The following is a 22,239-nucleotide window of genomic DNA, read 5'->3' as shown; positions in this document are numbered from 1 at the left end:
TGGTTGTCGTTCATTCCTGCTGCACCTTCGCCTTGACGGCGATGCGTTTCCACAGCTCGATCTCCTCGGCCTGGAACTTGCGCATTTCCTCGGCGCCGCCGTTCATGGTTTCGGCGCCGAGCTTCTCGTAGAAAGCCTTGGTCTCGGGCAGGCGCTCGATCTGTCCCAGCAGGGTGGCCAGCTTGTCGGTTTCGGCCTTTGGCGTCTTGGCCGGCACCATGGCGCCGACCCAGACGTAGGCGCCGTAGCCAGGCAACCCGGCTTCACCCATGTGCGGCACATCGGGCAAGGCCGCGGCGCGGCGGCTGGAAGCGACGGCCAGCGCGCGGATCTTGCCGGCCTTGACCAGCTCGGTGGAAGCGGTGATGTCGGCGAAGGCGAGGTCCACCGTGCCGGAGGCGACGGCGGCCAACGCGTCGGAGGCGCCCTTGAACGGCACGTTCACGATGTCCAGCCCGGCGCGCTCGTTCAGCGACTCGTTCATCAGCTGGTAGCCGGCCGAGCCGCCGCCGTGATTGAGCTTGCCGGGCCTGGCCTTGGCGGCGGCGATCAGGTCGGGCAGCGTCTTGAACGGAGACTGCGGCGGCACCACGACGACGACGGGCGCGCGCATCATCATGCTCAGCGGCGCGAAGTCGGCCTGCGGGTTGTACGGCAGCTTGCGAAACAGCGCCACGTTGACGGCCAGCGTCGAATTGCTGCCGACGAACACGGTATAGCCGTCGGCCGGCGCGGCCAGCACGGCCTGCACCGCGATGAAGCCGTTGGCGCCCGGCTTGTTGTCCACCACCACCGGCTGGCCCGTCAGCTCGGTCAGCTTGCGGCCGAAGTAGCGGGCCGAGGTGTCGGTGCCGCTGCCCGGCGCGAACGGCACGATGAACCGGATCGGCCGGCTGGGGAAGTCCTGCGCCAGCGCGCTGCCGGCAGGGAGGACGGCGCAGGCGGCGATTGCGGCGGCGGCAAGCAGGAAGCGGTTGCGGTTCATGAAAGAGTGTCTCCTTTGTGGTTCTGGATTCAGGCGGCGCGCACGAATTGGGCCAGGGTGGTGTCGGTGGCCAGGACCTGCTCGCCGACGATGCGGTGCCAGTGGCCCTCGGACCCGTGAGCCAGGCGCCATTCGTGCAGCCGGCGCGTCAGCAGCTGCAGGTCGTATTCCCCGGTGACGCCGATGGCGCCGTGCAGCGCGTGGGCCGTGTTGGCCACGCCCGGTGCGGCTTCGCTGGTGCGGGCCTTGGCGATCGCTGCGGGCAGCAGCCGCGGCGTGCGCGCGTCGGTCTGGAACGCCGCTTCGGCGGCGATCGAAGCGGCGACGACCTGTTCGGCCATCACGCTCAGCTGGTGCTGCACCGCCTGGAACTTGCCCAGCGACTTGCCGAACTGCGAGCGTTCGTTGCAGTACTGCAAGGTCATCTCGAACACCCGCGTCATCGCACCGGCCAGCAGCGCGGCATGCACCGCGGCCGCCAGCGGCGCCAGCGCCGCCGCGTCGCCGGCGACGGGTTCCGCCGCAGCGGCGTCGGTCCAGGCCAGGCTGGCCAGCTGGGTATGCGCGATGCCGGCGGGGCTGCGCCGCGCGCGAGCGCACGACAGCAGCACCAGCCGCTTGCCGTCCGCCGCCAGCACGTGCTCGGCGATCGCGCCGAACGGCACCAGCGGGCAACGGATGCCGCCGCCTGCGTCGCGCTGGAACGCGGGCGCGATGGTCAGCAGCCCTTGCGGCAAAGCCACGCCTTCGGCGACCAAGGCGCGGGCGGCGATGGACTGCGCCACCGGCACCGGCACGGCGTAACGGCCGAAGTGCGCCAGCACCGGAAACAGCTCGGCCAGCGGCAGGCCGGCGCCGCCGCTGTCCTCCGGCGTCAACAGGTCGAGGAAGCCGGCACCGGCCAGGGCTTCCCACAAGGCGGCGGGCGAGCCTCCGGCTTCGATGGCGCGGACCACGGCGGGGGTACAGCGGTCGCGCAGGATGTCTTCGATGGCTTCTGCAAACATGGGGATCCTTCAGCGCAGTCCGAGCCCGCGGGCGATCATGCCGCGCAGAATCTCGCGGGTGCCCCCGCGCAGCGAGAAGGTGGGCGCGACCTGGGCCAGGTAAAACACCGTGGCCAGCAGCTCGGCGTCGAGGTCGGCGCCCGGGTCGGCCCCGATCGCATCGGCGATCAGCGTCGGGATCTCCTGCTCGAAGGTGGTGCCGATGTCCTTGACCAGCGCCGCCTCGACGATCGGACTTTCGCCCGCCACCAGCCGGGCGGTGACGGCGACCGACATGTTGCGCAGCGTGGCCAGGTGGGTGGCGAAGCGGCCGACGGTTTCCACGTGCCGCGCACCGTTGCCGCCGCGGCGCAGGCAGGCGATCCAGTGCTCCAGCAGCACGATGCTGGAGTAGATGCGCTCGGGGCCGCTGCGCTCGAACGCCAGTTCGGCGTTGACCTGCATCCAGCCGCTGCCTTCCTCGCCCACCAGCGCATCGTCGGCCAGCAGCACGTCGTCGAAGAACACCTCGTTGAAGTGGGCGTCGCCGGCCAGATCGGTGATCGGCCGCACCGTCACCCCGGGCAGCGCCAGCTCGACGATGAACTGCGACAAGCCCTGCTGCCGGTCGGCCGGATCGCCCGAGGAGCGCACCAGCGCGATCATGTAGCGGCAGTGGTGCGCGTTGGTCGTCCAGATCTTGCGGCCGTTGAGCTTCCAGCCGCCTTCGCACTTCGTCGCGCGGGTGCCGACGCTGGCCAGATCGGAGCCGGCGTTGGGCTCGCTCATGCCGATGCAAAAGAAAGCTTGCGCCGCGCAGATTTTCGGCAGGTAGAAGCGGCGCTGCGCCTCGGTGCCGAACTTGTTGATCAGCGGGCCGCTCTGGCGGTCGGCGATCCAGTGGGCCGAGACCGGCGCGCCGGCGGCCAGCAACTCCTCGACCAGCACGAAGCGCGAGAAGGCGTCCATGCTGGCGCCGCCGTATTCCTTGGGCAAGGTCACGCCGACCCAGCCGCGCTCGGCCAGCTTGCGGCTGAAGCCCGCGTCGAATCCCATCCAGGAGCGCGCGCGCAGCTGCGGCGGGGCCGGCTCCCATGAAGCGCGCAGAAACTCGCGCACTTCGGCGCGGAAAGCCTGCGTTGCCTGGGGCAACGCGGCGTAGCGGAAAGCGGACAGCAGTTGCCTCATTCGGCGAGCATAGGAGCGGATAGCGCCAGGCGTCCAATATTTAATCTGGGTCCGGCGATACCGGATCGCTACGGTCAACCACCCGACTGCAGAGCAGCGACGGGTTTCCACCTGGATCCGCCGATAGCCGCGGAGTATCAAAGCAGCGAGATCTTCCTCGCGAAGATCACCGATGCCCAGGTGGCGGCATCGCGCGTGTCGATCTTGCGGAACGCCTTGGGTCCCCCAAGTGTCCCAGCGCGGGCTTCATGCAGTCTCCAGGTGTCTTGCCATGCGGCGCAGGACAGGAGGGGCGATCAGCACGGTCCGGTAGTCAATCAAGGGTGGGCGATGCCGGATCGCTGTGAGCATGACGCCATTGCTCAGCGCGCCCGCGGGTTTTCACCTAGCTCGTGCGATACGCAAGAGATATCGGAGCACGGCGATTCGCTATTGGACATTTGCAGTCGCGCACCCTAGTCTCCCGCCCATGCCTAACTTCCTCCTCTACCAACAGAACGGCCCCGTGGTCACCCTGACCATGAACGAGCCGGCTCGCCGCAACCCGCTGACCGGCAACACCGCGGTGGCCGACTTCATCGAGGCGATCGAGCGCATCCACAACGACCGCAGCGTGCGCGCGGTGATCCTCACCGGCGCGGGCACCGCGTTCTCCTCTGGCGGCGACATCAAGGACATGGAGCGGCAGGCCAACGGCAGCATTGGCGGCATGCAGATCCGGCAGGAGTACCGCACCGGCATCCAGCGCCTGCCCCTGGCCCTGTTCAACCTCGAAGTGCCGGTGATCGCCGCCGTCAACGGCGCGGCGATCGGCGCCGGCATGGACCTGGCCTGCATGTGCGATATCCGTATCGCCTCGGAGCACGCCAAGTTCGCCGAGAGCTTCGTCAAGCTGGGCATCATCCCCGGCGACGGCGGTGCCTGGCTGCTGCCGCGCCTGATCGGCCTGTCGCGCGCCAGCGAGCTGTCGTTCACCGGGGACGTGATCGGGGCGCAGCAAGCGGCCGATTGGGGCCTGGTGTCGCGCGTGGTGGCGGCCGACAAGCTGCTGGAAACTGCCAACGAACTGGCCGCGAAGATCGCCGCCAATCCGCCGCATGCCGTGCGCCTGACCAAGCGGCTGCTGCGCGAAGCCATGCACACCCGCCTGGACACCCTGCTGGAGATGGCAGCCTCGTTCCAGGCGTTGTCGCACCAGACCGACGACCACCGCGAGGCGGTGGCCGCCTTCCTCGAGAAGCGGGCACCGGTCTTCAAAGGCTGACGGTGGGCGCGCGGCGCCGGCGGCGGCGGTGGTGGAAGCAGCGCTGGGCTGTGCCTGGCTGCAACCCCGACCGCCCACCATGGACCTGCGCCGGATCCCGCCATTTCGTCGTCCTTGCCCAAACCCCGAGATCTTCCGCCGCGCGGCGCAGCGCCTGCACATTGCGCAGCCGCCGCTGACGGTCTCGATCCAGAAGCAGCACGCGGAGCTGGGCACCCGGCTGTTCGAGCGCGTGGCCGGCGGCGTGCCGCTCACGACCAGCGGCCGCACGGTGCTGGCCAAGGCAGCGCAAGCTGCTGTTCCCCGGCAGCCAGCTGGGCGCGTGGCGCGCAGCGCGGTCGAAGGCACGGGCGGCACGCTGCAGGTGGGCTTCGTCGGCACCAGCACCTACGGCCGGCGCCGCTGGCGTGACGAATTCATCGTGGCCCTGCCGCGCGGCCACGCGCCGACCGGCCGGCCAGGGTCCGCCGCATCTGCGCGGGCCGGCCAACGAAGCGTTCGTGATATACGGGGCCGGCGGCACCGACGACCTGCACAGCGCCGCCACGCTGGCGTGCCAGAGCGTCGGCTTCTTGCCGCGAGTGGCGCAGCAGGGGTGCAGACGCTGCTGGCGCTGGTGGCAAGCGGCCTGGGGCCTGGGGCCTGCCGCAGGGCGCGGCCGTCGGCCTGGCGCTGGCCTGCACGCCGCAGACCGAAAGCGCCGCGGTCGTGCGCTTTCGGGCAACGACGCTCGCCGCCTGCGCCTCCTGACCTGGCTTCGTCATCCCCGCGCAGGCGCATTGGTGTCCGGGCAAACCTGACCGTCGTTCTAGAATGAACCGGCCATGAACCAACCCATCGCCCCCATCCAGACCGTCCAATCGCAAGGCTTCGCCGCGGCCCCGCCCGGAGCGGTCGAGCCGCTGTACCTGAACCTCGCGATTTCCGACCCCGAAGTGCTGGTGGCGGCGCGCGAATACGCCGAGGGCCGGCCGCGCACCGACTTCATCCAGACCGCGCTGAAGATCGGCGTGCTGTCGCTGCGCGCGGCGCGCGGCGTGGTCGACGGCGACGCCGTGCGCAAGGAGGGCGAGCGGCTGATGTCGGCCCTGACCGAGCGCCTGAACGGCTGGCGCGAAACCATGGAAGGCAACGTCACCAGCACGCTCACCCGCTACTTCGATCCGCAGCAAGGCATGTTCACCGAGCGCGTGGAACGCCTGATCCGGCACGACGGCGACCTCGCGCAAGTGATGCGCGGGCAGGTGCAGGTGGCCGAGCAGAGCCTGGGCAAGCTGTTCGAGCAGTTCGTGGGCGACAACAGCTCGCTGTTCCGGATGCTGGACCCGTCCGGTGACAACCAGCTGGTGACCACCATGCAAAAGACGCTGGACGGCGTGATCCAGGCGCAAAACCTGAGCATCCTGCAGCAGTTCTCGCTCGACCAGCCGGACAGCGCCCTGAACCGCTTCCTGCGCGAGCTGGGCACCAAGCACGGCGACCTGAACGAGGCCATGAGCAAGCGCATGGGCGACGTGGTCGCCGAGTTCAGCCTGGACCGGCCCGACTCCGCCCTCAGCCGGCTGGTCGGCCGCGTCGAGTCGGCGCAGAAGAACCTGACCAGCGAGCTGAGCCTGGACAACGCGGGCTCGGCGCTGAACCGGCTGCAGACCATGCTGCAGGACAACCACCGCCAGCAGCTGGAACTGGCCAACAACCTGGCCAAGACGCTGGAGATCGCCGTCAGCAACCTGAACACGCGGCGCGAGGAAGCGGCCCGCAGCACGCGCCACGGCGGCGAGTTCGAGGCCGACCTCGGCCTGCTGCTGCGCCAGGTGGCCGAAGGCGCGGGTGACGTGGTGCAGGACTGTGGCAACTCCACCGGCGTGATTCCCAACTGCAAGGTCGGCGACTACGTGCTGTCCATCGGCCCGGAAAAGACCGCGGCCGGCGCCCGCATCGTGGTGGAGGCCAAGGAGAACGCCTCCTACGACCTGGCCCGCACGCTGGCCGAGGCCGACATCGCGCGGCGCAACCGCGGCGCCGGCGTCTGCATCTTCGTGCACAGCGAGAAGACGGCGCCGGCCAGCGTGCCGGTGTTCAGCCGCTACGGCCACGACATCGTGCTGCGCTGGGACGCCGAAAGCGAGGCCAGCGACTGCTGGCTGAAGGCGGCGCTGATGGTGGCCACCGCGCTGTCGGTGCGCGCGGCCCAGCACGGCTCCAAGGACGGCGCCAGCTTCCAGGCCATCGACAAGGCGATCGAAGGCATCCGCAAGCAGGTCGAGGGCTTCGAGGAGATCCTGACCTTCGCCAACACCAGCGCCCAGGCCACCGGCAAGATCGTCAAGCGGGTCGACCTGATGCGCGACAACATGGTCTCCAGGCTCGAGTCGCTGTGCGACGAAATCGTCAAGCTCAAGGCGTCCGCCGCGGACCCGGTTTGACCCGCCCTCCACCGCCCCCGCTGCCCGCCCCCTCCACCACCGCCACCGGCGGCTGGCTGGTCCTGCTGACCACGCTGGCGATCCAGGCCATGGTCTCGATGGCGGTGCTGGCCATCCCGGCCGTCGCGCCGGCGGTGGCGCAGTCGCTCGGCGTCTCGGCCACCATGACCGGCGTGTACATCGCCCTGGTCTACGTCGGTGCCATCCTGGCCAGCCTGATGGCCGGCCAGTGCGTGGCGCGCTACGGCGCCATCCGCGTCAGCCAGGCCGGCCTGCTGCTGTGCGCCGCCGGCCTGTGCCTGTCGGTGCTGCCATCGGTGGCGGCCGTGGCGGCAGGCGCGGTGCTGATCGGGATGGGCTACGGCCCGATCACGCCGGCCAGCTCGCACCTGCTGGCCGCCACCACGCCGCCGCACCGGGCCGCCCTGATCTTCTCCATCAAGCAAACCGGCGTGCCGCTGGGCGGCGTGATGGCCGGCGCGATCGTGCCCACGCTGGTGCTGAACACCGGCATCGCGCTCGGTTTGTTCGAAGTGGCGCTGGCCTGCGTGGCCTGCGCCCTGGCGGCGCAGCCGCTGCGCCGCGGGCACGACGCCGACCGCCGGCCGGACGCGCCGCTGGCCATGCGCAGCCTGACCGGCCCGTTGCGGATGGTGTTCGGCCATCCCCAGCTCAAGCGCCTGGCCTCGCTGTCGTTCGTGTTTTCCATGGTGCAGCTGTGCCTGGCAACCTACATCGTCACGCACCTGCACAGCAGCCTGGGCTACAGCCTGGTGGCCGCGGGCTTCGCGCTGTCGGTGGCGCAGGCCGGTGGCGTGGCGGGCCGGATCCTGTGGGGCTGGATCGCCGATCGCTTCCTCGGCGCGCGGCGCACGCTGATGCTGCTGGCCGCGATGATGGCGCTGTGCACGGCGGCCACCGGGCTGCTGCCGGCCACGGCGCCGCTGGCGCTGGTGCTGGTGTTGCTGGCGGCCTTCGGCGCTTCGGCCACCGGCTGGAACGGCGTCTACCTGGCCGAAGTCGCCCGGCTGGCGCCGCCCGGCATGGCCGGCACCGCCACCGGTGGCTCGCTGTCGGTCACCTTCTTCGGCGTGGTGCTCGGCCCGGCGGCGTTCGGCGCCGTGTCTGGCCTGTTCGGCAGCTACAGCGCCGGCTACCTGGCGCTGGCGGTGCCGACGGCGCTGTGCTGCTGGGGCCTGTTCGCCAGCGCGCGCGGTGGCAAGGACCAGCCAGGCTCCCGGGCCTGAAGCTGCCCACCCGGGACGCTCAGTAAGGCGTGCCCCGGGACGGGTTGGCGGCCGGCGCGGTCGACGCCACCGACCAGCGATTGCCACCCAAGCGCGTGATGCCGGCGCGGCCACCCACCGTCGTCCAGGCCTCGGGCTGGGCGCCAGCGCCCGTGCCTGGCGTCATCGGTTCGGCGTCGGTGCGCGCATCGACGCCCCAGCCGGTGACGCTCAGCCGATCACGCCGGCGCCGCCGTTGGTGACGCGCGGCACTTGGCTCGCCTCGATGCCGCAGCCGGCACGGGCGGCCAGCGCGAGGGTGGTGGCGGCCAGGCCGAGGAGGAGCTTGGAGCTGTGCTTCATGTGGATACGCAGCACCGGACCGCCTGGATGCGACCCAATCGTTCCAAATGCTACCGGCGCCCCGACTTCAAGCCCCCTGGACCAGCTGCAGCAGGCGCTCGATGTCCACCGGCTTGGTGCAATGGTGGTCGAAGCCCGCTTCGCGCGCCCGGGCCTGGTCCTGCTCCTGGCCCCAGCCCGTGAGCGCGATCAGCACCACGCTGCGGCCCCAGTCAGTCTCCCGGATCTTCGCCGCCGCTTCGTAGCCGTTCAGGTGCGGCATGCCGATGTCCAGGATGGCCACGTCGGGGCGCAGCTGCTCGCCCGCGAGCAGCGCGCGGTTGCCGTCGGTGGCCGTCTGCACCACGTGGCCTTCGATCTCCAGCAGGGCCGCCATGGTTTCCAGGGCGTCGGCGTTGTCGTCGGCCAGCAGCACCTTGCGCGAGCGCGGGGCGGCGGGTTGGGCCGGCGCGGAATCCGCGGCGGTGGTGGCGGCCGGCTGATCCGGCTGGCGTGTTGGCAGGGTCACGATGAACTCCGATCCTTTTCCTGGCCCATCGCTCGCGGCGTCGATGCGGCCTCCATGCAATTGAACCAGCCCGCGGGTGAGCGCCAGGCCGATCCCCAGGCCGTTTTCCGACCGGTCTATCGCCGACGCCACCTGGGAGAACATCTCAAAGATCTCCGGGCGGTCCTGCGCCGACAGGCCGATGCCGTTGTCGCGCACCCGCAGCGTCAGCACCCCGTCGGCCATCCCGGCTTCCAGTTCGATCCGGCCACCGGCGTCGGTGTACTTACCCGCATTGGACAACAAGTTGGACACCACCTGTGCCAGCCGCACCGGATCGACCAGCAGCGGCGCCGCCCCCGGCGGCAGCCGCACGTGCAGCTGGTGCCGCTTGGCCTGCAGCAGCGGGCGCACGGTTTCCACCGCCGCGTCGACCACCTCGCGCAGTTCCACCCGCCGCAGCCGCAGCTCCAGCTTGCCGCGCGAGATGCGCGAAACGTCCAGCAGGTCGTCCAGCAGCAAGGCCATGTGCCCGACCTGTCGCTCGATCACCCCCAGCGCCCAGGCCTGCCGCGGCGCGTCGTTGCGCGCCACCAGCGCGGCCTGCCGGATCGGCGCCAGCGGGTTGCGCAGCTCGTGCGCCAGCGTGGCCAGGAAGTCGTCCTTGCGGCGGTCGGCATCCTGCAGCGCGCGGGCGCCCTGCACTTGCTCGGTGGCGTCGTGGCCCTGGGCGAAGATGCCGGCGACTTGGCCATCGGCGTCGTGAACCGGCTGGAACACGAAATCGACGAAGCGAAGCACCGCGGGGCCGCCCGGCTGCGGCTGCACCTGCAGCGCCATGCCCCGGCCGACGAAGGGCTTGCCGGTGCGGTACACCTGCTCGAGCAGCTCGACGAAGCCTTGCTCGCGCACCTCCGGCAGCGCCTCGAGCACCGGCCGGCCCATGATGTCGCGGTGCCCCACCAGCTGGTAGTAGGCCTTGTTGGCCAGCTCGAAGACGAAGCGCGGGCCGCGCAGCAGCGCGACGAAGCCGGGGGCGTCGTCGAACCAGGTGCGCAGCGTGTGGGCGGCGTCCTGCGCCTCGCGCACCAGCCGGTCGCGCTCGCGCTCGGCGAGCACCGCGCCGGTTTCCTCGGTGCAGGCGCAGAACAGGCCGCCGATGCCGCCCTCGTCGTCGTGGATCGGGCTGTACGACCAGGTGAACCAGGTGTCCTCGGGATAGCCGTTGCGCTCCATCACCAGCAGCACGCGTTCGTTCCAGCTGGCGCGGCCGTGCACCATGACCTCGTCCGCCTGCAGCCCCACCACGTCCCAGATGTCGCTCCACGACTGGCGCGCCGGCTGCCCGAACGCCTGCGGATGCCGCTGGCCCAGCACCGGGATGTAGGCGTCGTTGTAGATGTTGACCAGCGACGGGCCCCACCAAACGAACATCGGAAAGCGCGAGTTCAGGCAGATGCTGACCGCGATGCGCAGGCTGCGCGGCCAGCCGGCGACGGGACCCAGCGGCGTGGCGGCCCAGTCGGTGGCCAGCAGCAGGCGGCCGGTTTCGGTCAAGGGCGCCCCGGCCCCGGCCGAGGCCAGCAACAGCGGGTGCGGAACGGCCAGCGCCCTGCGCTGCGGCGACGCGCCTTCTTCGGTGTCCGAGTCCTGGAGCATGGGTCTCGATGGTAGTGCCGGGCCGCGCCATCGGCTCGGCCGTGGGGCACTTGCAGTGCCAAAGGCGACAGTGTCCTACACCCGAGCCAGCCGGCCGGGACCACAGTGACATCCGATCCATTCTCAGGTGACAAGCAATGCAGGAGCAGACTGGCGCCCAGGAAGCGCTCGGCGCCGCGCAACCGATGACGGCCGACGCCGCCACCGAGCGGATGGTGCTGGCGCGGCAACTGCCCAAGCGCACCGTCGCGCTGGTGCTGGCGGGCGGGCGCGGCTCGCGCCTGCTGGACCTGACCGACCGCCGGGCCAAGCCGGCCGTGTACTTCGGCGGCAAGTTCCGCATCATCGACTTCGCGCTGTCCAACTGCATCAACTCCGGCATCCGCCGCATCGGCGTGCTGACGCAGTACAAGTCGCACTCGCTGCTGCGCCACTTGCAGCGTGGCTGGAACTTCCTGCGCGGCGAAGCCAACGAGTTCATCGACCTGCTGCCGGCGCAGCAGCGCGTCAACGAAGCTTTCTGGTACCGCGGCACCGCCGATGCGATCACGCAGAACATCGACATCCTGCGGGCCTACGGGCCCGAGTACATCCTGGTGCTGGCCGGCGACCACATCTACAAGCAGGACTACTCGCTGATGCTGCTGGACCACGTGCAAAGCGGCAGCAAGTGCACCGTGGGCTGCATCGAGGTGCCGCGCATGGAAGGCACCGCCCTGGGCGTGCTGCACGTGGACGAACAGCGCAACATCACGGCCTTCGTCGAAAAGCCGGCCGATCCGCCGGCGATCCCCGGCAAGCCGGACCGCGCGCTGGGCAGCATGGGCATCTACGTGTTCGACGCCGAGTACCTGTACCAGCTGCTCGAGGAGGACCTGGGCGACGACGCGTCCGAGCACGACTTCGGCAAGAACGTGATCCCGCGCGTGGTCAAGGAAGGCCGCGCGCTGGCGCATCCGCTGAACCACTCCAGCGTGCCGCGCGCCAGCCGCGCCAATCCCTACTGGCGCGACGTCGGCACGGTCGATGCGTTCTGGGCCGCCAACCTCGACCTGGCCTCCGACTGGCCCGAGCTGGACCTGTACGACCGCGACTGGCCGATCTGGACCCACCAGGAGCAGCTGCCGCCGGCCAAGTTCGTTCCCGACGAACGCGGCAACCATGGCGTGACGGCCAACGTGCTGGTCTCCGGCGGCTGCGTGGTGTGCGGCTCGGTGATCCGCAAGGCCGTGATCTTCTCGCAGGTGAACGTGCACTCGTCGTGCATGATCAGCGAAGCCGTCATCATGCCGGAGACCGAGATCCAGTCCGGCTGCCGCCTGAGCCGCGTGGTGATCGACCGCGGCTGCACCATCCCGGCCGGCACCGTCATCGGCGAAGACGCCGAACTCGACGCCCAGCGCTTCTACCGCACCGCCAACGGCGTGGTGCTGGTGACCAAGGCGATGCTGGAGAAGCTAGGGGCTAGGGGCTAGGGGCTAGGGGCGAGGGGGTTGGGGGTTGGGGTCGCTTAGGGTTACGCTCACGGACCCGTCCTCCCTAGACCCTAGACCCTAGACCCTGCCCCTTCCCAGTGAACCCCCAAGCCTCCCAACTCTGGACCGCGCCCCGCTGGGCGCTGGCCGTCCTGCTTGCCCTGCTGGGCATGCTCGGCCCCTTTTCCATTGACACCTACATCCCGGCCTTCACCGGCATCGCGTCGGCCCTGGGCGCGACCCCGGTGCAGATGCAACAGACGCTGTCGGCCTACCTGTTCGGCTTCGCCTTCATGAACCTGTTCCACGGCGCGCTGGCCGACAGCTTCGGGCGGCGCCCGGTGGTGCTGTGGTCGATCGCCATCTTCACGCTGGCTTCGGCCGGCTGCGCGCTGTCGCAGACCGTCGCGCCCCTGGTGTTCTTCCGCGGCCTGCAGGGCCTGTCGTCGGGCGCCGGCATGGTGGTGTCGCGCGCCATCATCCGCGACATGTTCCCGCCCGAGCAGGCGCAGAAGGTGATGAGCCAGGTCACCATCTACTTCGGAGTGGCCCCGGCGATCGCGCCCATCATCGGCGGCTGGCTTTTCGTGCACCTGGGCTGGCACAGCATCTTCTGGTTCCTCACCGGCGTCGGCATCGTGCTGTGGAGCGCCAACTTCAAGCTGCTGCCCGAGACGCTGCACGCCACCCAGCGCCAGCCGTTCAACGCCCGCAACCTGATGCGTGGCTACTGGCAGCTGGGATCGAGCGGCCGCTTCCTGCTGCTGGCGCTGGCCAGCGGCATCCCGTTCAACGGCATGTTCCTGTACGTGCTGTCGGCGCCGGCTTTCCTCGGCCAGGTGCTCGGGCTGGGACCGACGCAGTTCTTCTGGTTCTTCCTGCTGACCATCTCCGGCATCATGGCCGGCTCCTTCGCCAGCGGCCGGCTGGCCGGCAAGATCCAGCCGCAGCGGCAGATCCGCTACGGCTTCGCCGTGATGCTCGCGGTCTCGCTGCTGAACGTGGCCGCCAACTTCCTGTTCCAGGCGCATCCGGCCTGGGCGATGCTGCCGATCGCCGTGTTCGCCTTCGGCTGGGCCCTGATGGTGCCGGTGGTGACGCTGCTGGTGCTGGACCTGCATCCCGACCGGCGCGGCATGGCGTCCTCGCTGCAGGCCTTCATCGGCGCTTCGTCCAACGGAATCGTGGCCGGCGCCATCGCGCCGCTGGTGATGCACTCGGCTCTGGCGCTGGCGCTGGCGTCGCTGCTGATGATGTGCATCGGCCTGGTGGCCTGGGTGTTCCTGCGCCGGCGCTGGCCGGAGACGGGGCGGCTGCGCATCTCCGGTCCGGCGGCTCCGGCGGAGCCGGCCTGCCCCTGACCCTCAGGGCCGAACCGGTGTCGCCCGCGGCAGCGGCATGCCGCGCTGCTGCATCTGGGCGCGCAGCAGCTCGGGGCGGTCGGTCACGATGCCATTCACGCCCATGTCGAACATCCGCGCCATGGTCGGTGCGTCGTTGACGGTCCAGGCCAGCACCTTCAAGCCGAGCGCCTGCGCCTCCTTCACCGCCTCGGGCGTCAGGTCGCGCCAGAACGACGACCAGGTGTGGCCGCCGGCCGCCTTGATCATCCTGGGCACCGAGCCGTGGTCCTTCAGCTGGAAGCCGGCGGTCCACTCGGAGCCGCCGGGCTGGCCGGCACCGATGTTGTCCATCGAGCGCTGCTGGATGCTCAGGTAGACGGTGGGAATCCCAGGCGCCTCCTTTTGCACCAGTTGCAAGGTGCGCCAGTCGAAGGAGAGGATGGAGCTGCGCTGTTCCAGTCCCGCCTCGCGGATCGCCGCCACCAGCCGGCGCGCGAATTCCTCCGGCGGCATCGTGTCGTTGGGCGCGGTCGGCGTCAGCTTGGTCTCGATGGCGAAGCGCACCTGCTCGTTGCCGGCCTTGCGCGCCAGCGCGAACAGGTCGGCCAGCCGCGGGATGCGCGTGCCGTCCACCGGCTGCTGCTGCGCGAAGGTCCTGGCGTAGTCGCTGCCCGGCCGAATGCGGCCGACGTCGTAGGCGGCTAGTTCGGCAGCCGTGAGCTTGGAGATGAGCGGGCCGCGCCCCGTCAGGAAGCTGCCGTCGGGGCCGCGCGTGATGTCGGCGTTCAGCGCCGGGTCGTGCGACAGCACCAGCACGCCATCGCGGGTGATGGCGATGTCGGTCTCGATGGTGGTCACGCCCACGCCCAGGGTGTAGGCGAATCCGGGCAAGGAGTTTTCGGGCAGCACCGCCCGCGCGCCGCGGTGGCCTTGCAGGTCGAAGTCCCGGGCGGTCGCCGCCAGCGGCGCGGCGGCGAGGAGCAGCCAGGCCAAGGCGACGGCAAGGTGGCGCAAGGATGAAAAGGCAGCGTGCGAGAAAGCCATGGTTTTTCCCTTGTGGCGGCAAACGGCAGCCGCGTGCAGCCAGTGTAGGCCGGCAGCATGACGCAAAAAAGGCGACCCGAAGGTCGCCTTTGCCGGAAGCTCTGGATTCGCGCCAGCCGCCTGCGCGGGGGCAGGCTGCGGCGGGAATGACCCGGGCTTTAGCGCGCCGGGCGCGGACGGGGCACGAAGCCGCCGCCGTCACGGGCGCCGAAGCTGCCTTCACCACGCGGGGCGAAGCCGCCTTCGCGCGGTGCGGCCGGGCCGCGGCTGTCGCGGGGGCCGAAGGTCTTGCCGCCAAAGCCGGTGCTCTTGCCAAAGCCACCGCCGCCGGGACGGCGTTCGCCGCCCGGACGGGCCGGCTTGCCGCCGAAGCCGAAGCGCGGCGCCGCCGGGGCGCGCTGCTGCGGCTCCATGCCCGGGATCGTCTCGGCGGTGAAGCGCTGCTTGCTGTACGCCTCGATGTCGCCGATCTTGCGGCGGTCGCGGAACTCGGCGAAGGTGATCGCCAGGCCGTCGCGGCCGGCACGGCCGGTGCGGCCGATGCGGTGCGTGTAGTCTTCGCTCTTCATCGGCAGGCCGAAGTTGAACACGTGCGTGATCGTCGGCACGTCGATGCCACGGGCGGCGACGTCGGTGGCCACCAGGATCTGCACCTGGCCCTGGCGCAGGGCCATCAGGCGGCGGTTGCGGATGCCTTGCGACAGCGCGCCGTGCAGCGCGACGGCGCTGAAGCCTTCCTGCTGCAGGTCGTTGGCGAGGTTGTCGCAATCGATCTGGGTGCTGGCGAAGACGATCGCCTGGTTGATCGTGGTGTCACGCAGCCAGTGGTCCAGCAGCTTGCGCTTGTGCTGCAGGCTGTCGGCCCAGAACAGCACCTGCTTGATGTTGGCGTGCGCTTCCTGCGGGCTGTCGACCTGGATGCGCTGCGCATTGCGCATGACGCGGCCGGCCAGCTGCTGGATGCGCGGCGCGAAGGTGGCGCTGAACATCATGGTCTGGCCGCGGTTGGCGGTCAGGTTGTGCACTTCGGCCAGGTCTTCGGCAAAGCCCAGGTCCAGCATGCGGTCGGCTTCGTCGACGACCAGGAACTTGACCTTGTCCAGCTTCAGCTGGCCCTGGCGCTGCAGGTCCAGCAGGCGGCCCGGGGTGGCGACCACCAGGTCGGCGTTCTGCAGACGCGCCAGCTGCATCTGGTAAGGCATGCCGCCCACCACGTTGGCGATGCGCAGGCCCTTGCAATGCTGCACCAGGTCGATGGCGTCGTGCGCCACCTGCTGCGCCAGTTCGCGCGTCGGGCACAGGATCAGGGCGCCGGGGGTGGCGGCCGTGAAGGTGCGCGGATTCAGCGGGTTCTTGCGGTTGCGCTTGGGCGCCGTCTCGCCGCGGGCGATGGCGTCGTCGTAGGCCTGCTTTTCGGCAGCTTCGGCGTCGGCCTGCATCTTCAGCAGGGTGTGCAGCACCGGCAGCAGGAAGGCCGCGGTCTTGCCGCTGCCGGTCTGGCTGGAGACCATCAGGTCGTTGAAGTCCGACTGGCCTTCGCCGGCGGTCTGCTTCATGGCCAGCCCGATGCATTGCGTCTGCACGGGCATCGGTTGGGTGTAGCCCAGGTCGGCGATGGCCGCGAGCAGTTCAGGGGCGAGTCCCAGAGCGGCAAAGCCGTTCGGGACAGAAGTTTCGATTTCCGTCATGAGATGTTCCATCGCAGCGCGGCCCAGGGCGGGCAGCGCCGTCATTCGAATGGTTGGATAACATCAACCATTCCAACGACAAACAGGCTTGAACCTGCGGCCCTATCTGCTCAAGGTGTTGAGCGGGCCAGTGCGAGAAGGCAGATGCGCGATTAAATTGCCGCTGTGAAGCAACAAGCCCCCGATTATGGCAGCTTTCGGGTTTTCCCGCTAGCGGTATTCAGAAGCGGGCCCATGGGGCAGCCCTCAGAGCTTCAGCAAATGCTCTCGGTAGTGCACCAGCTCGTCGATCGACTCGTGCACGTCGGCCAGCGCCGTGTGCAGCTGCCGCTTCTTGAACGAGGTGTAGACCTCCGGCTTCCAGCGCTTGGCCAGCTCCTTGAGCGTGCTGACGTCGAGGTTGCGGTAGTGGAAGTACGCCTCCAGCTTGGGCATGTACTTGACCAGGAAGCGCCTGTCCTGCCCGATGCTGTTGCCGCACATGGGGCTCGCCTGCCGGTGCACGTACTTCGTGATGAATTCCAGAACCTGCTGCTCGGCTTGCGCTTCAGACACGGCCGAGGCCCGCACCTTGTCGGTCAGGCCGCTCTTGCCGTGCGTGCCCCTGTTCCAGGCGTCCATCAGGTCCAGCTGGGCCTCGGTCTGGTGCACCGCGATCACCGGTCCTTCGATGCGCGGCTCCAGGTTGGGGCCGGTGACGACGACGGCGATCTCGATGATGCGGTCGCGCTCGGGGTCCAGCCCCGTCATCTCACAGTCGAGCCAGACCAGGTTCTGGTCGCTGCGTGTCAGCGTGGCGGGGGTCTGTATCTTCGGGGCTGGGGTCGGTTCTGCCATGCGGGCATTGTCGCCGAAGGACTTAAGATTCCGGAATGGATCCTTCCCAATCGCTGACCCTGGCGTTCGCCGCCTTCCTGGTCGCCAGCCTCGTCGTCAAGTTCTGGCTGGCGAGCCGCCAGCTCCGTTTCGTGGCCCGCCATCGCGATGCGGTGCCGGCCCTCTTCGCCGGCACCGTCCCGCTGGCGGCCCACCAGAAGGCCGCCGACTACACCATCGCCAAGTCGCGCATCGGCCTGGCGGAAACGGCGTTCGGCGCGGCGGTGCTGCTGGCCTGGACGCTGCTGGGCGGGCTGCATGCCCTGAACCAGCTGCTGGTGGACTGGCTGGGCACCGGCATGTGGCAGCAGCTCGCGCTGCTGGGTGCCTTCGCGGCGATCGGCGGGCTGCTGGAGTTGCCGTTTTCGCTGTACCAGACCTTCGTGGTCGAACAACGCTTTGGCTTCAACAAGATGACCTGGAAGCTGTGGCTGGGCGACCTCGCCAAGGCGACGCTGCTCGGCGTCGCCATCGGCGCGCCGATCGCCGGGCTGATCCTGTGGCTGATGGGCGCGGCCGGGCCGGCCTGGTGGCTGTGGGCCTGGGCCGTGTGGATGGGGTTCAACCTGCTGCTGCTGGTGGTTTATCCAACCTTCATCGCGCCGCTGTTCAACAAGTTCCAGCCGCTGGACGACGAGGCGCTCAAGGCGCGCGTGACGGCACTGATGCAGCGCTGCGGCTTCGCCGCCAAGGGCCTGTTCGTGATGGACGGCAGCAAGCGCAGCGCCCATGCCAACGCCTATTTCACCGGCTTCGGCGCGGCCAAGCGGGTGGTGTTCTACGACACGCTGCTGGCCAGGCTGTCGCCGGGCGAAGTGGACGCGGTGCTGGCCCATGAGCTGGGCCACTTTCGCCACAAGCACATCCTCAAGCGCATCGCCGCCATGTTCGCCCTCAGCCTGGCCGGCTTCGCCTTGCTGGGATGGCTGTCCGGCCGGGCCTGGTTCTACACCGGCCTGGGCGTGGCGCCCAACCTGGAACGGCCCAACGACGCGCTGGCCCTGCTGCTGTTCATGCTGGCGCTGCCGGTGTTCACCTACTTCATCTCGCCGCTGATGGCGCAGCTGTCGCGCCGGCACGAGTTCGAGGCCGACGCCTTCGCCGTGCAGCAGACCAGCGGCGCCGACCTGGGCAATGCGCTGCTCAAGCTGTACGAGGACAATGCGTCCACCCTCACCCCGGATCCCGTCTACGTGAAGTTCTACTACTCCCACCCGCCCGCCTCCGAGCGGCTTGCCCGGCTGCACGGAGCAACGGCATGAGCGATTCCATGCTCAAGAAGATGGACTGGTCGCAGCACCAGCGCCGCCCCCTGACCCCGACGGAGATCGTCAAGCGCCTGGCCGACGCGCCGGGCTGGAAGCTCAGCGGCGACGGCGAGGCCGTTGCGATCGAGAAGACCTACAAGTTCGCCAACTACCACGAGACGATCTCGTTCGTGAACGCGCTGGCCTTCGTGGCCAACGCGATGGACCACCATCCCGACCTGTCGGTGCACTACAACCGCTGCGTCGTGCGCTTCAACACGCACGACGTCAAGGGCATCTCGGAAACCGATTTCGACTGCGCCACGCGCATCGACGCGCTGCTCGCATGAGGGCCGACACCCTTGGCTGATCTTGGCAAGCCGCAGCCCGGCCTGGTGGTCGCCAGCCACGGCCGCCACTGCCTGGTGGAAACGCCGCAGGGCAGCCGCCTCATCTGCCGCTCGCGCGGCAAAAAAAGCGAAACGGTGGTGGGCGACCACGTCCAGTGGAGCGCCACCGAAGACGAAGGCGTGATCGTCAAGATCGATCCGCGCCGCAACCTGTTCTACCGCCAGGACGAGATCCGCACCAAGTCGTTCGCCGCCAACCTCGACCAGGTGCTGGTGCTGATCGCGGCCGAGCCGGAGTTTTCCGAAATGCAGCTGGCGCGCGCCCTCATCGCCGCCGAGATGGAACACATCAAGCCGCTGATCGCCCTGAACAAGAGCGACCTGGTGGAGCCGTTCGAGCGCGCCTGGGGCCGCCTGCTGCCCTACCAGCACATGGGCTACGGCGTGCTGCCGCTGTCGCTGCGGCTGTCGCAGGACACCGACCACGAGGCGCTGCTCAAGCACATGCAGGGCAGGACGACGCTGGTGCTCGGCCCCTCCGGCGCGGGCAAGAGCACACTGATCAACTTGCTGGTGCCGCAAGCCAAGGCCCTCACCGGCGAGATCTCGCAGGCGCTGAACTCGGGCAAGCACACCACGACCGCCACCACCTGGTACTGGGTCGACGAGGCACGCAGCACCGCGCTGATCGATTCGCCGGGCTTCCAGGAGTTCGGCCTGCACCACGTCGACCCGATGAACCTGGCGACGCTGATGCCCGACCTGCGGCCGCACATCGCGCAGTGCCGCTTCTACAACTGCAGCCACATGCATGAGCCAGGCTGCGGGGTCCAGGCCGCCGTTGCCGAGGGCGCATCGGCCACCGGCATCCAGCCCAACCGTTACCGGATCTACCGCGGGCTGTTCGAGGAATTGTCGCAACCGCGGTACTGACTGACCGTAAAGCCGCTTGCTTTCCGCCGCGGCCGCCCGCATCTCCCGACCAACAGGAGACGCCAGGAACCATGAGCCAGTTGCACCTTGTCTGCCCGCACTGCCACACCACCAACCGGATCGACACAGACCAGCTCGGCAGCGGCCCCGATTGCGGCAGCTGCCACCGGGCCTTGTTCACCGGCCAGCCGGTGAACCTCAGCGCCACCGAATTCGACCGCCACATCACGCGCAGCCAGCTGCCGGTGCTGGTCGACTTCTGGGCGCCCTGGTGCGGTCCTTGCCGCATGATGGCGCCCGCCTTCGAGCAGGCCGCCAGGGAGCTCGAGCCGCGGGTGCGGCTGGCCAAGGTGAACACGGAGGAAGCGCAGGGCCTGGGCGCGCGCCTGAACATCCGCAGCATCCCGACCCTGGCCTTGTTTGTCGGCGGCCGCGAAATCGCGCGCCAGGCCGGTGCCATGGGGGCGCCGGACATCGTGCGCTGGACGCAGGGGCAACTGGTGCGCGCACCAGCTTGAGGCAGCCGGGGTGCGCTGGGCTTGACGCCAGCTAGGGGCTGCCGCCAAGACTGCGAACTCCGGAAGGCTGGGTTGGCGCGAAGCCGCACCCCGGCGACCCGCCCTACCCCAGCAGCCGCGCCAGCGTCAGCAGCGCCAGCAACACCATCCACAGCACCACCGAGCGCCACACCAGCCCGACCACGCTGCGCAGGTGCTGCACCTCGGCCTCGCGCCCCGGGGTGCTGTCGCTGTCCACCGGCGGCTCCAGGCCGAGGTCGCCGGCCAGCGGCCCAGCCGGGCCGTTGGCCGCGAAAACGGGACGCAGCGCCTCGCCCCCCAGCCGCACGTTGACGGCGCCCGAGGTCGCCGCCAGGATCACGCCGTCGTTGTCGTCCGGAAAGCGCTGGGCATGGTTGCGCCAGCAATCGATCGCCTCCTCGAAGTTGCCGACCACGGCGAAGCTGACGGCGGTGAAGCGCGCCGGCAGCCAGTCCACCGCCGCCCAGGAGCGGCTGGCGGCGGCCTGCAGCGCCTCGCTGGCCGGCTGCAGCTGCGCATGGCTGCGGTGGCGCCAGTAGCGCACCACGAACTCCGCCATCCGGTACAGCACCGCGCCGGCCGGCCCGAGCCCGAAGGCGGCCAGCACCGAGAACCAGGCCAGCACGCCGAACACGTGGCGGTGCGCGGCCAGCACCGAATATTCGATCACGTGGCGCACGATCTCGCTGCGCGGCAGCTCGCTGGCATCGCCGAGCTGCCAGCGCGCCAGCAGCTCGCGCGCCAGCGTCTCGTCGCCGCTTTCCAGCGCGTCGCGGATGCCGGTGAAGTGGTGGCTGAACTGGCGAAAGCCCAGCGTGACGTACAGCACCAGCACGCTCCAGACCATGGCGGCTGGCCAGCCGACGAACCGGTGCAGCAACTCATGGATTGCGAAGGCGGCGATCGCGGGGGCGACGACGGCCAGCGACCACGCCACCCAGCCGTGCTGCGGCTTGCCGGCGTCGAAGTTGCGGCTCACCCAGCGGGCCCAGAAGCGCAACCTGCCATGGATCGCGTTCTGCGGCCCCAGCGGACGCACCTGCTCGATCAGCAGGGCGAACAGCAGCGCGAAGAAGCTCATGGCGGAATGATAGCGGGCACGATGCCTCGCTTGCCACTGCGGCTTGCGGCCGCAGTCCAGCCGGCGGTTGGTCCACAGGGCAGCCGAGGCCCCGGGTCAAGCCGGGGTGACAAGGTCATGCCGCCAGAAAGCGATAGAAGTTGCGCAGCATCGCCGCCGTCGCGCCCCAGATGAAGCGCTCGGTGCCGTCGTCCATGTAAGGCATGGAAAACCATTCGCGCCGCACGCCGCTGAACTCGATGGCGTGGCGGCGGTGGTGCGCCGGGTTCATCAAAAACTCCAGCGGCACCTCGAAGGCGTCGGCCACCTCGCCGGCGTTCAGCCGCAGCCGGTAGTCCGGCCGCACCAGCGCCACCACCGGCGTGATGGTGAACATCGTGCCGGTGAGGTAGGTGGGCATGTGCCCGATCACTTCGGCCAGGGCGCGGTCCAGCCCGATCTCCTCGGTGGCCTCGCGCAAGGCCGTGTCGGCCGCATCGACGTCCGTCGGGTCGCACTTGCCGCCGGGAAAGGCGACCTGGCCCGAGTGCGTGGCCAGGTGCGTGGCACGTTCCGTCAGCAGCACCATCGGCCGCTCGCGCATGACGATCGGCACCAGCACCGCGGCGGCGGCCGGCCGGCGATCGGTAAAGCGCGGCTCGGCCCATACCTCGGGTTGCCAGGCCGGGGGCAGCGCAAAGCGCTGGCGCACCGCCGCCGGCACCAGCTGCGCCCGTGCCACCGCCGGCAGGTGGCTGTCGACCGCGAACACCGGCACCACGCGCGGGTCGAAGTTGGGCAGCTTCGACAGCGGCGTGTCCGGCGGGATGGAAGGGGCTATCGGCGGCATGGGTCGTGGGCGGAAATGAAAAACCGCCGCGAGCGCAGGGCTGGCGGCGGTTTTCGCGAAAGGCGCGCTGCTTACTTGGCGGCGGCGGGAGCCTTCTCGCGGTAGGCCAGCTTTTCCTTGATGCGGGCCGACTTGCCGCTGCGCTCGCGCAGGTAGTACAGCTTGGCGCGGCGCACGTCGCCGCGGCGCTTGACTTCGATGCCGGCGATCAGCGGGCTGTAGGTCTGGAAGGTGCGCTCGACGCCTTCGC

The 22,239-nt window shown here is 69.6% G+C and carries 22 protein-coding genes; 10 read left to right on the top strand and 12 right to left on the bottom strand.

All coding sequences use genetic code 11. The features are described from left to right. Positions 1-10 precede the first annotated feature (10 nt). From JWP65_RS09110 to JWP65_RS09100, 3 genes are read right to left on the bottom strand one after another with little or no spacing between them, the layout of a single operon-like run. Complete coding sequence (locus tag JWP65_RS09110) at positions 11-985, bottom strand: tripartite tricarboxylate transporter substrate binding protein (RefSeq protein ID WP_299762948.1); 975 nt, start codon at positions 983-985, stop codon at positions 11-13. Positions 986-1,014: 29 nt separating this feature from the next. After that, positions 1,015-1,992, bottom strand: a complete 978-nt coding sequence (locus JWP65_RS09105; protein WP_299762946.1) for an acyl-CoA dehydrogenase family protein — start codon at positions 1,990-1,992, stop codon at positions 1,015-1,017. Positions 1,993-2,001: 9 nt separating this feature from the next. Beyond that, a complete protein-coding gene (locus JWP65_RS09100; protein ID WP_299762944.1) occupies positions 2,002-3,159 on the bottom strand; it encodes an acyl-CoA dehydrogenase family protein in 1,158 nt (385 codons plus the stop codon). Between the two features lie 469 nt (positions 3,160-3,628). Here JWP65_RS09100 and JWP65_RS09095 point away from each other — a divergent pair, with 469 nt between their 5' ends. The 4 genes from JWP65_RS09095 to JWP65_RS09080 all read left to right on the top strand — a co-directional run bounded on the left by JWP65_RS09095 (position 3,629) and on the right by JWP65_RS09080 (position 8,096). After that, the gene (locus tag JWP65_RS09095; protein WP_299762942.1) at positions 3,629-4,423 is read left to right on the top strand and encodes a crotonase/enoyl-CoA hydratase family protein; all 795 of its coding nucleotides are present in this window, start codon (positions 3,629-3,631) and stop codon (positions 4,421-4,423) included. Positions 4,424-4,502: 79 nt separating this feature from the next. After that, positions 4,503-5,240 (top strand): LysR family transcriptional regulator, encoded by a 738-nt coding sequence (locus JWP65_RS09090; protein ID WP_299762940.1) that lies wholly within the window; start codon positions 4,503-4,505, stop codon positions 5,238-5,240. A 7-nt stretch (positions 5,241-5,247) separates the two neighbouring features. After that, positions 5,248-6,849 carry a hypothetical protein gene (locus JWP65_RS09085; RefSeq protein WP_299762937.1) on the top strand — a complete coding sequence of 534 codons (1,602 nt, stop codon included), beginning with the start codon at positions 5,248-5,250 and terminating at the stop codon, positions 6,847-6,849. Beyond that, positions 6,846-8,096 (top strand): MFS transporter, encoded by a 1,251-nt coding sequence (locus JWP65_RS09080; protein WP_299762935.1) that lies wholly within the window; start codon positions 6,846-6,848, stop codon positions 8,094-8,096. Before JWP65_RS09085 ends, JWP65_RS09080 begins: the two co-directional genes overlap by 4 nt. Before the next feature lie 19 nt (positions 8,097-8,115). On the opposite strand, the gene JWP65_RS09075 is transcribed toward JWP65_RS09080, so the two are convergent. The 3 genes from JWP65_RS09075 to JWP65_RS09065 form a co-directional block, all read right to left on the bottom strand. After that, complete coding sequence (locus JWP65_RS09075) at positions 8,116-8,262, bottom strand: hypothetical protein (protein WP_299762933.1); 147 nt, start codon at positions 8,260-8,262, stop codon at positions 8,116-8,118. A gap of 44 nt (positions 8,263-8,306) precedes the next feature. Then, complete coding sequence (locus JWP65_RS09070) at positions 8,307-8,438, bottom strand: hypothetical protein (protein WP_299762931.1); 132 nt, start codon at positions 8,436-8,438, stop codon at positions 8,307-8,309. Between the two features lie 67 nt (positions 8,439-8,505). Then, positions 8,506-10,584 carry an ATP-binding protein gene (locus tag JWP65_RS09065; RefSeq protein WP_299762929.1) on the bottom strand — a complete coding sequence of 693 codons (2,079 nt, stop codon included), beginning with the start codon at positions 10,582-10,584 and terminating at the stop codon, positions 8,506-8,508. 212 nt (positions 10,585-10,796) lie between these two features. Here JWP65_RS09065 and glgC point away from each other — a divergent pair, with 212 nt between their 5' ends. Together glgC and JWP65_RS09055 are read left to right on the top strand one after the other, a co-directional pair. Then, positions 10,797-12,059, top strand: coding sequence for a glucose-1-phosphate adenylyltransferase (gene glgC, locus JWP65_RS09060; RefSeq protein ID WP_299762988.1), 1,263 nt, complete (start codon positions 10,797-10,799; stop codon positions 12,057-12,059). 98 nt (positions 12,060-12,157) lie between these two features. Next, positions 12,158-13,420 (top strand): multidrug effflux MFS transporter, encoded by a 1,263-nt coding sequence (locus JWP65_RS09055; RefSeq protein ID WP_299762927.1) that lies wholly within the window; start codon positions 12,158-12,160, stop codon positions 13,418-13,420. A 3-nt stretch (positions 13,421-13,423) separates the two neighbouring features. On the opposite strand, the gene JWP65_RS09050 is transcribed toward JWP65_RS09055, so the two are convergent. The 3 genes from JWP65_RS09050 to orn form a co-directional block, all read right to left on the bottom strand. Further along, entirely contained in the window at positions 13,424-14,395 is a 972-nt protein-coding gene (locus JWP65_RS09050) for a glycerophosphodiester phosphodiesterase (protein WP_299762925.1), read from the bottom strand. A gap of 209 nt (positions 14,396-14,604) precedes the next feature. Further along, entirely contained in the window at positions 14,605-16,179 is a 1,575-nt protein-coding gene (locus tag JWP65_RS09045; protein WP_299762923.1) for a DEAD/DEAH box helicase, read from the bottom strand. Positions 16,180-16,380: 201 nt separating this feature from the next. Further along, positions 16,381-16,971: an oligoribonuclease gene (gene orn, locus JWP65_RS09040; RefSeq protein ID WP_299762921.1), complete on the bottom strand. Its 591-nt coding sequence runs from the start codon at positions 16,969-16,971 to the stop codon at positions 16,381-16,383. 35 nt (positions 16,972-17,006) lie between these two features. Between orn and JWP65_RS09035 the strand changes: the two genes are divergently transcribed. From JWP65_RS09035 to trxC, 4 genes are all read left to right on the top strand, one after another. Beyond that, a complete protein-coding gene (locus JWP65_RS09035) occupies positions 17,007-18,272 on the top strand; it encodes a M48 family metallopeptidase (protein WP_299762919.1) in 1,266 nt (421 codons plus the stop codon). After that, complete coding sequence (locus tag JWP65_RS09030) at positions 18,269-18,607, top strand: 4a-hydroxytetrahydrobiopterin dehydratase (RefSeq protein ID WP_299762917.1); 339 nt, start codon at positions 18,269-18,271, stop codon at positions 18,605-18,607. The genes JWP65_RS09035 and JWP65_RS09030 overlap by 4 nt, the downstream gene beginning before the upstream one ends. Positions 18,608-18,619: 12 nt before the next feature. Beyond that, positions 18,620-19,540 carry a ribosome small subunit-dependent GTPase A gene (gene rsgA / locus JWP65_RS09025; protein ID WP_299762915.1) on the top strand — a complete coding sequence of 307 codons (921 nt, stop codon included), beginning with the start codon at positions 18,620-18,622 and terminating at the stop codon, positions 19,538-19,540. Between the two features lie 71 nt (positions 19,541-19,611). Continuing rightward, positions 19,612-20,058 (top strand): thioredoxin TrxC, encoded by a 447-nt coding sequence (trxC, locus tag JWP65_RS09020; protein WP_299762913.1) that lies wholly within the window; start codon positions 19,612-19,614, stop codon positions 20,056-20,058. A 103-nt stretch (positions 20,059-20,161) separates the two neighbouring features. On the opposite strand, the gene JWP65_RS09015 is transcribed toward trxC, so the two are convergent. The 3 genes from JWP65_RS09015 to JWP65_RS09005 form a co-directional block, all read right to left on the bottom strand. After that, positions 20,162-21,160, bottom strand: a complete 999-nt coding sequence (locus JWP65_RS09015) for a CobD/CbiB family protein (protein WP_299762911.1) — start codon at positions 21,158-21,160, stop codon at positions 20,162-20,164. Positions 21,161-21,275: 115 nt separating this feature from the next. Then, positions 21,276-21,989, bottom strand: coding sequence for a CoA pyrophosphatase (locus tag JWP65_RS09010; RefSeq protein ID WP_299762909.1), 714 nt, complete (start codon positions 21,987-21,989; stop codon positions 21,276-21,278). Between the two features lie 71 nt (positions 21,990-22,060). Next, the coding region (locus JWP65_RS09005) for a 50S ribosomal protein L19 (protein ID WP_299762986.1) at positions 22,061-22,239 on the bottom strand (179 nt) is incomplete at its 5' end.

This window comes from Ramlibacter sp., assembly GCF_028292805.1.
Taxonomy (GTDB): Bacteria; Pseudomonadota; Gammaproteobacteria; order Burkholderiales; family Burkholderiaceae_C; genus Ramlibacter.
The sequence above is the reverse complement of the archived record's forward strand: the minus strand, read 5'-3'. Positions and strand labels throughout refer to the sequence as shown.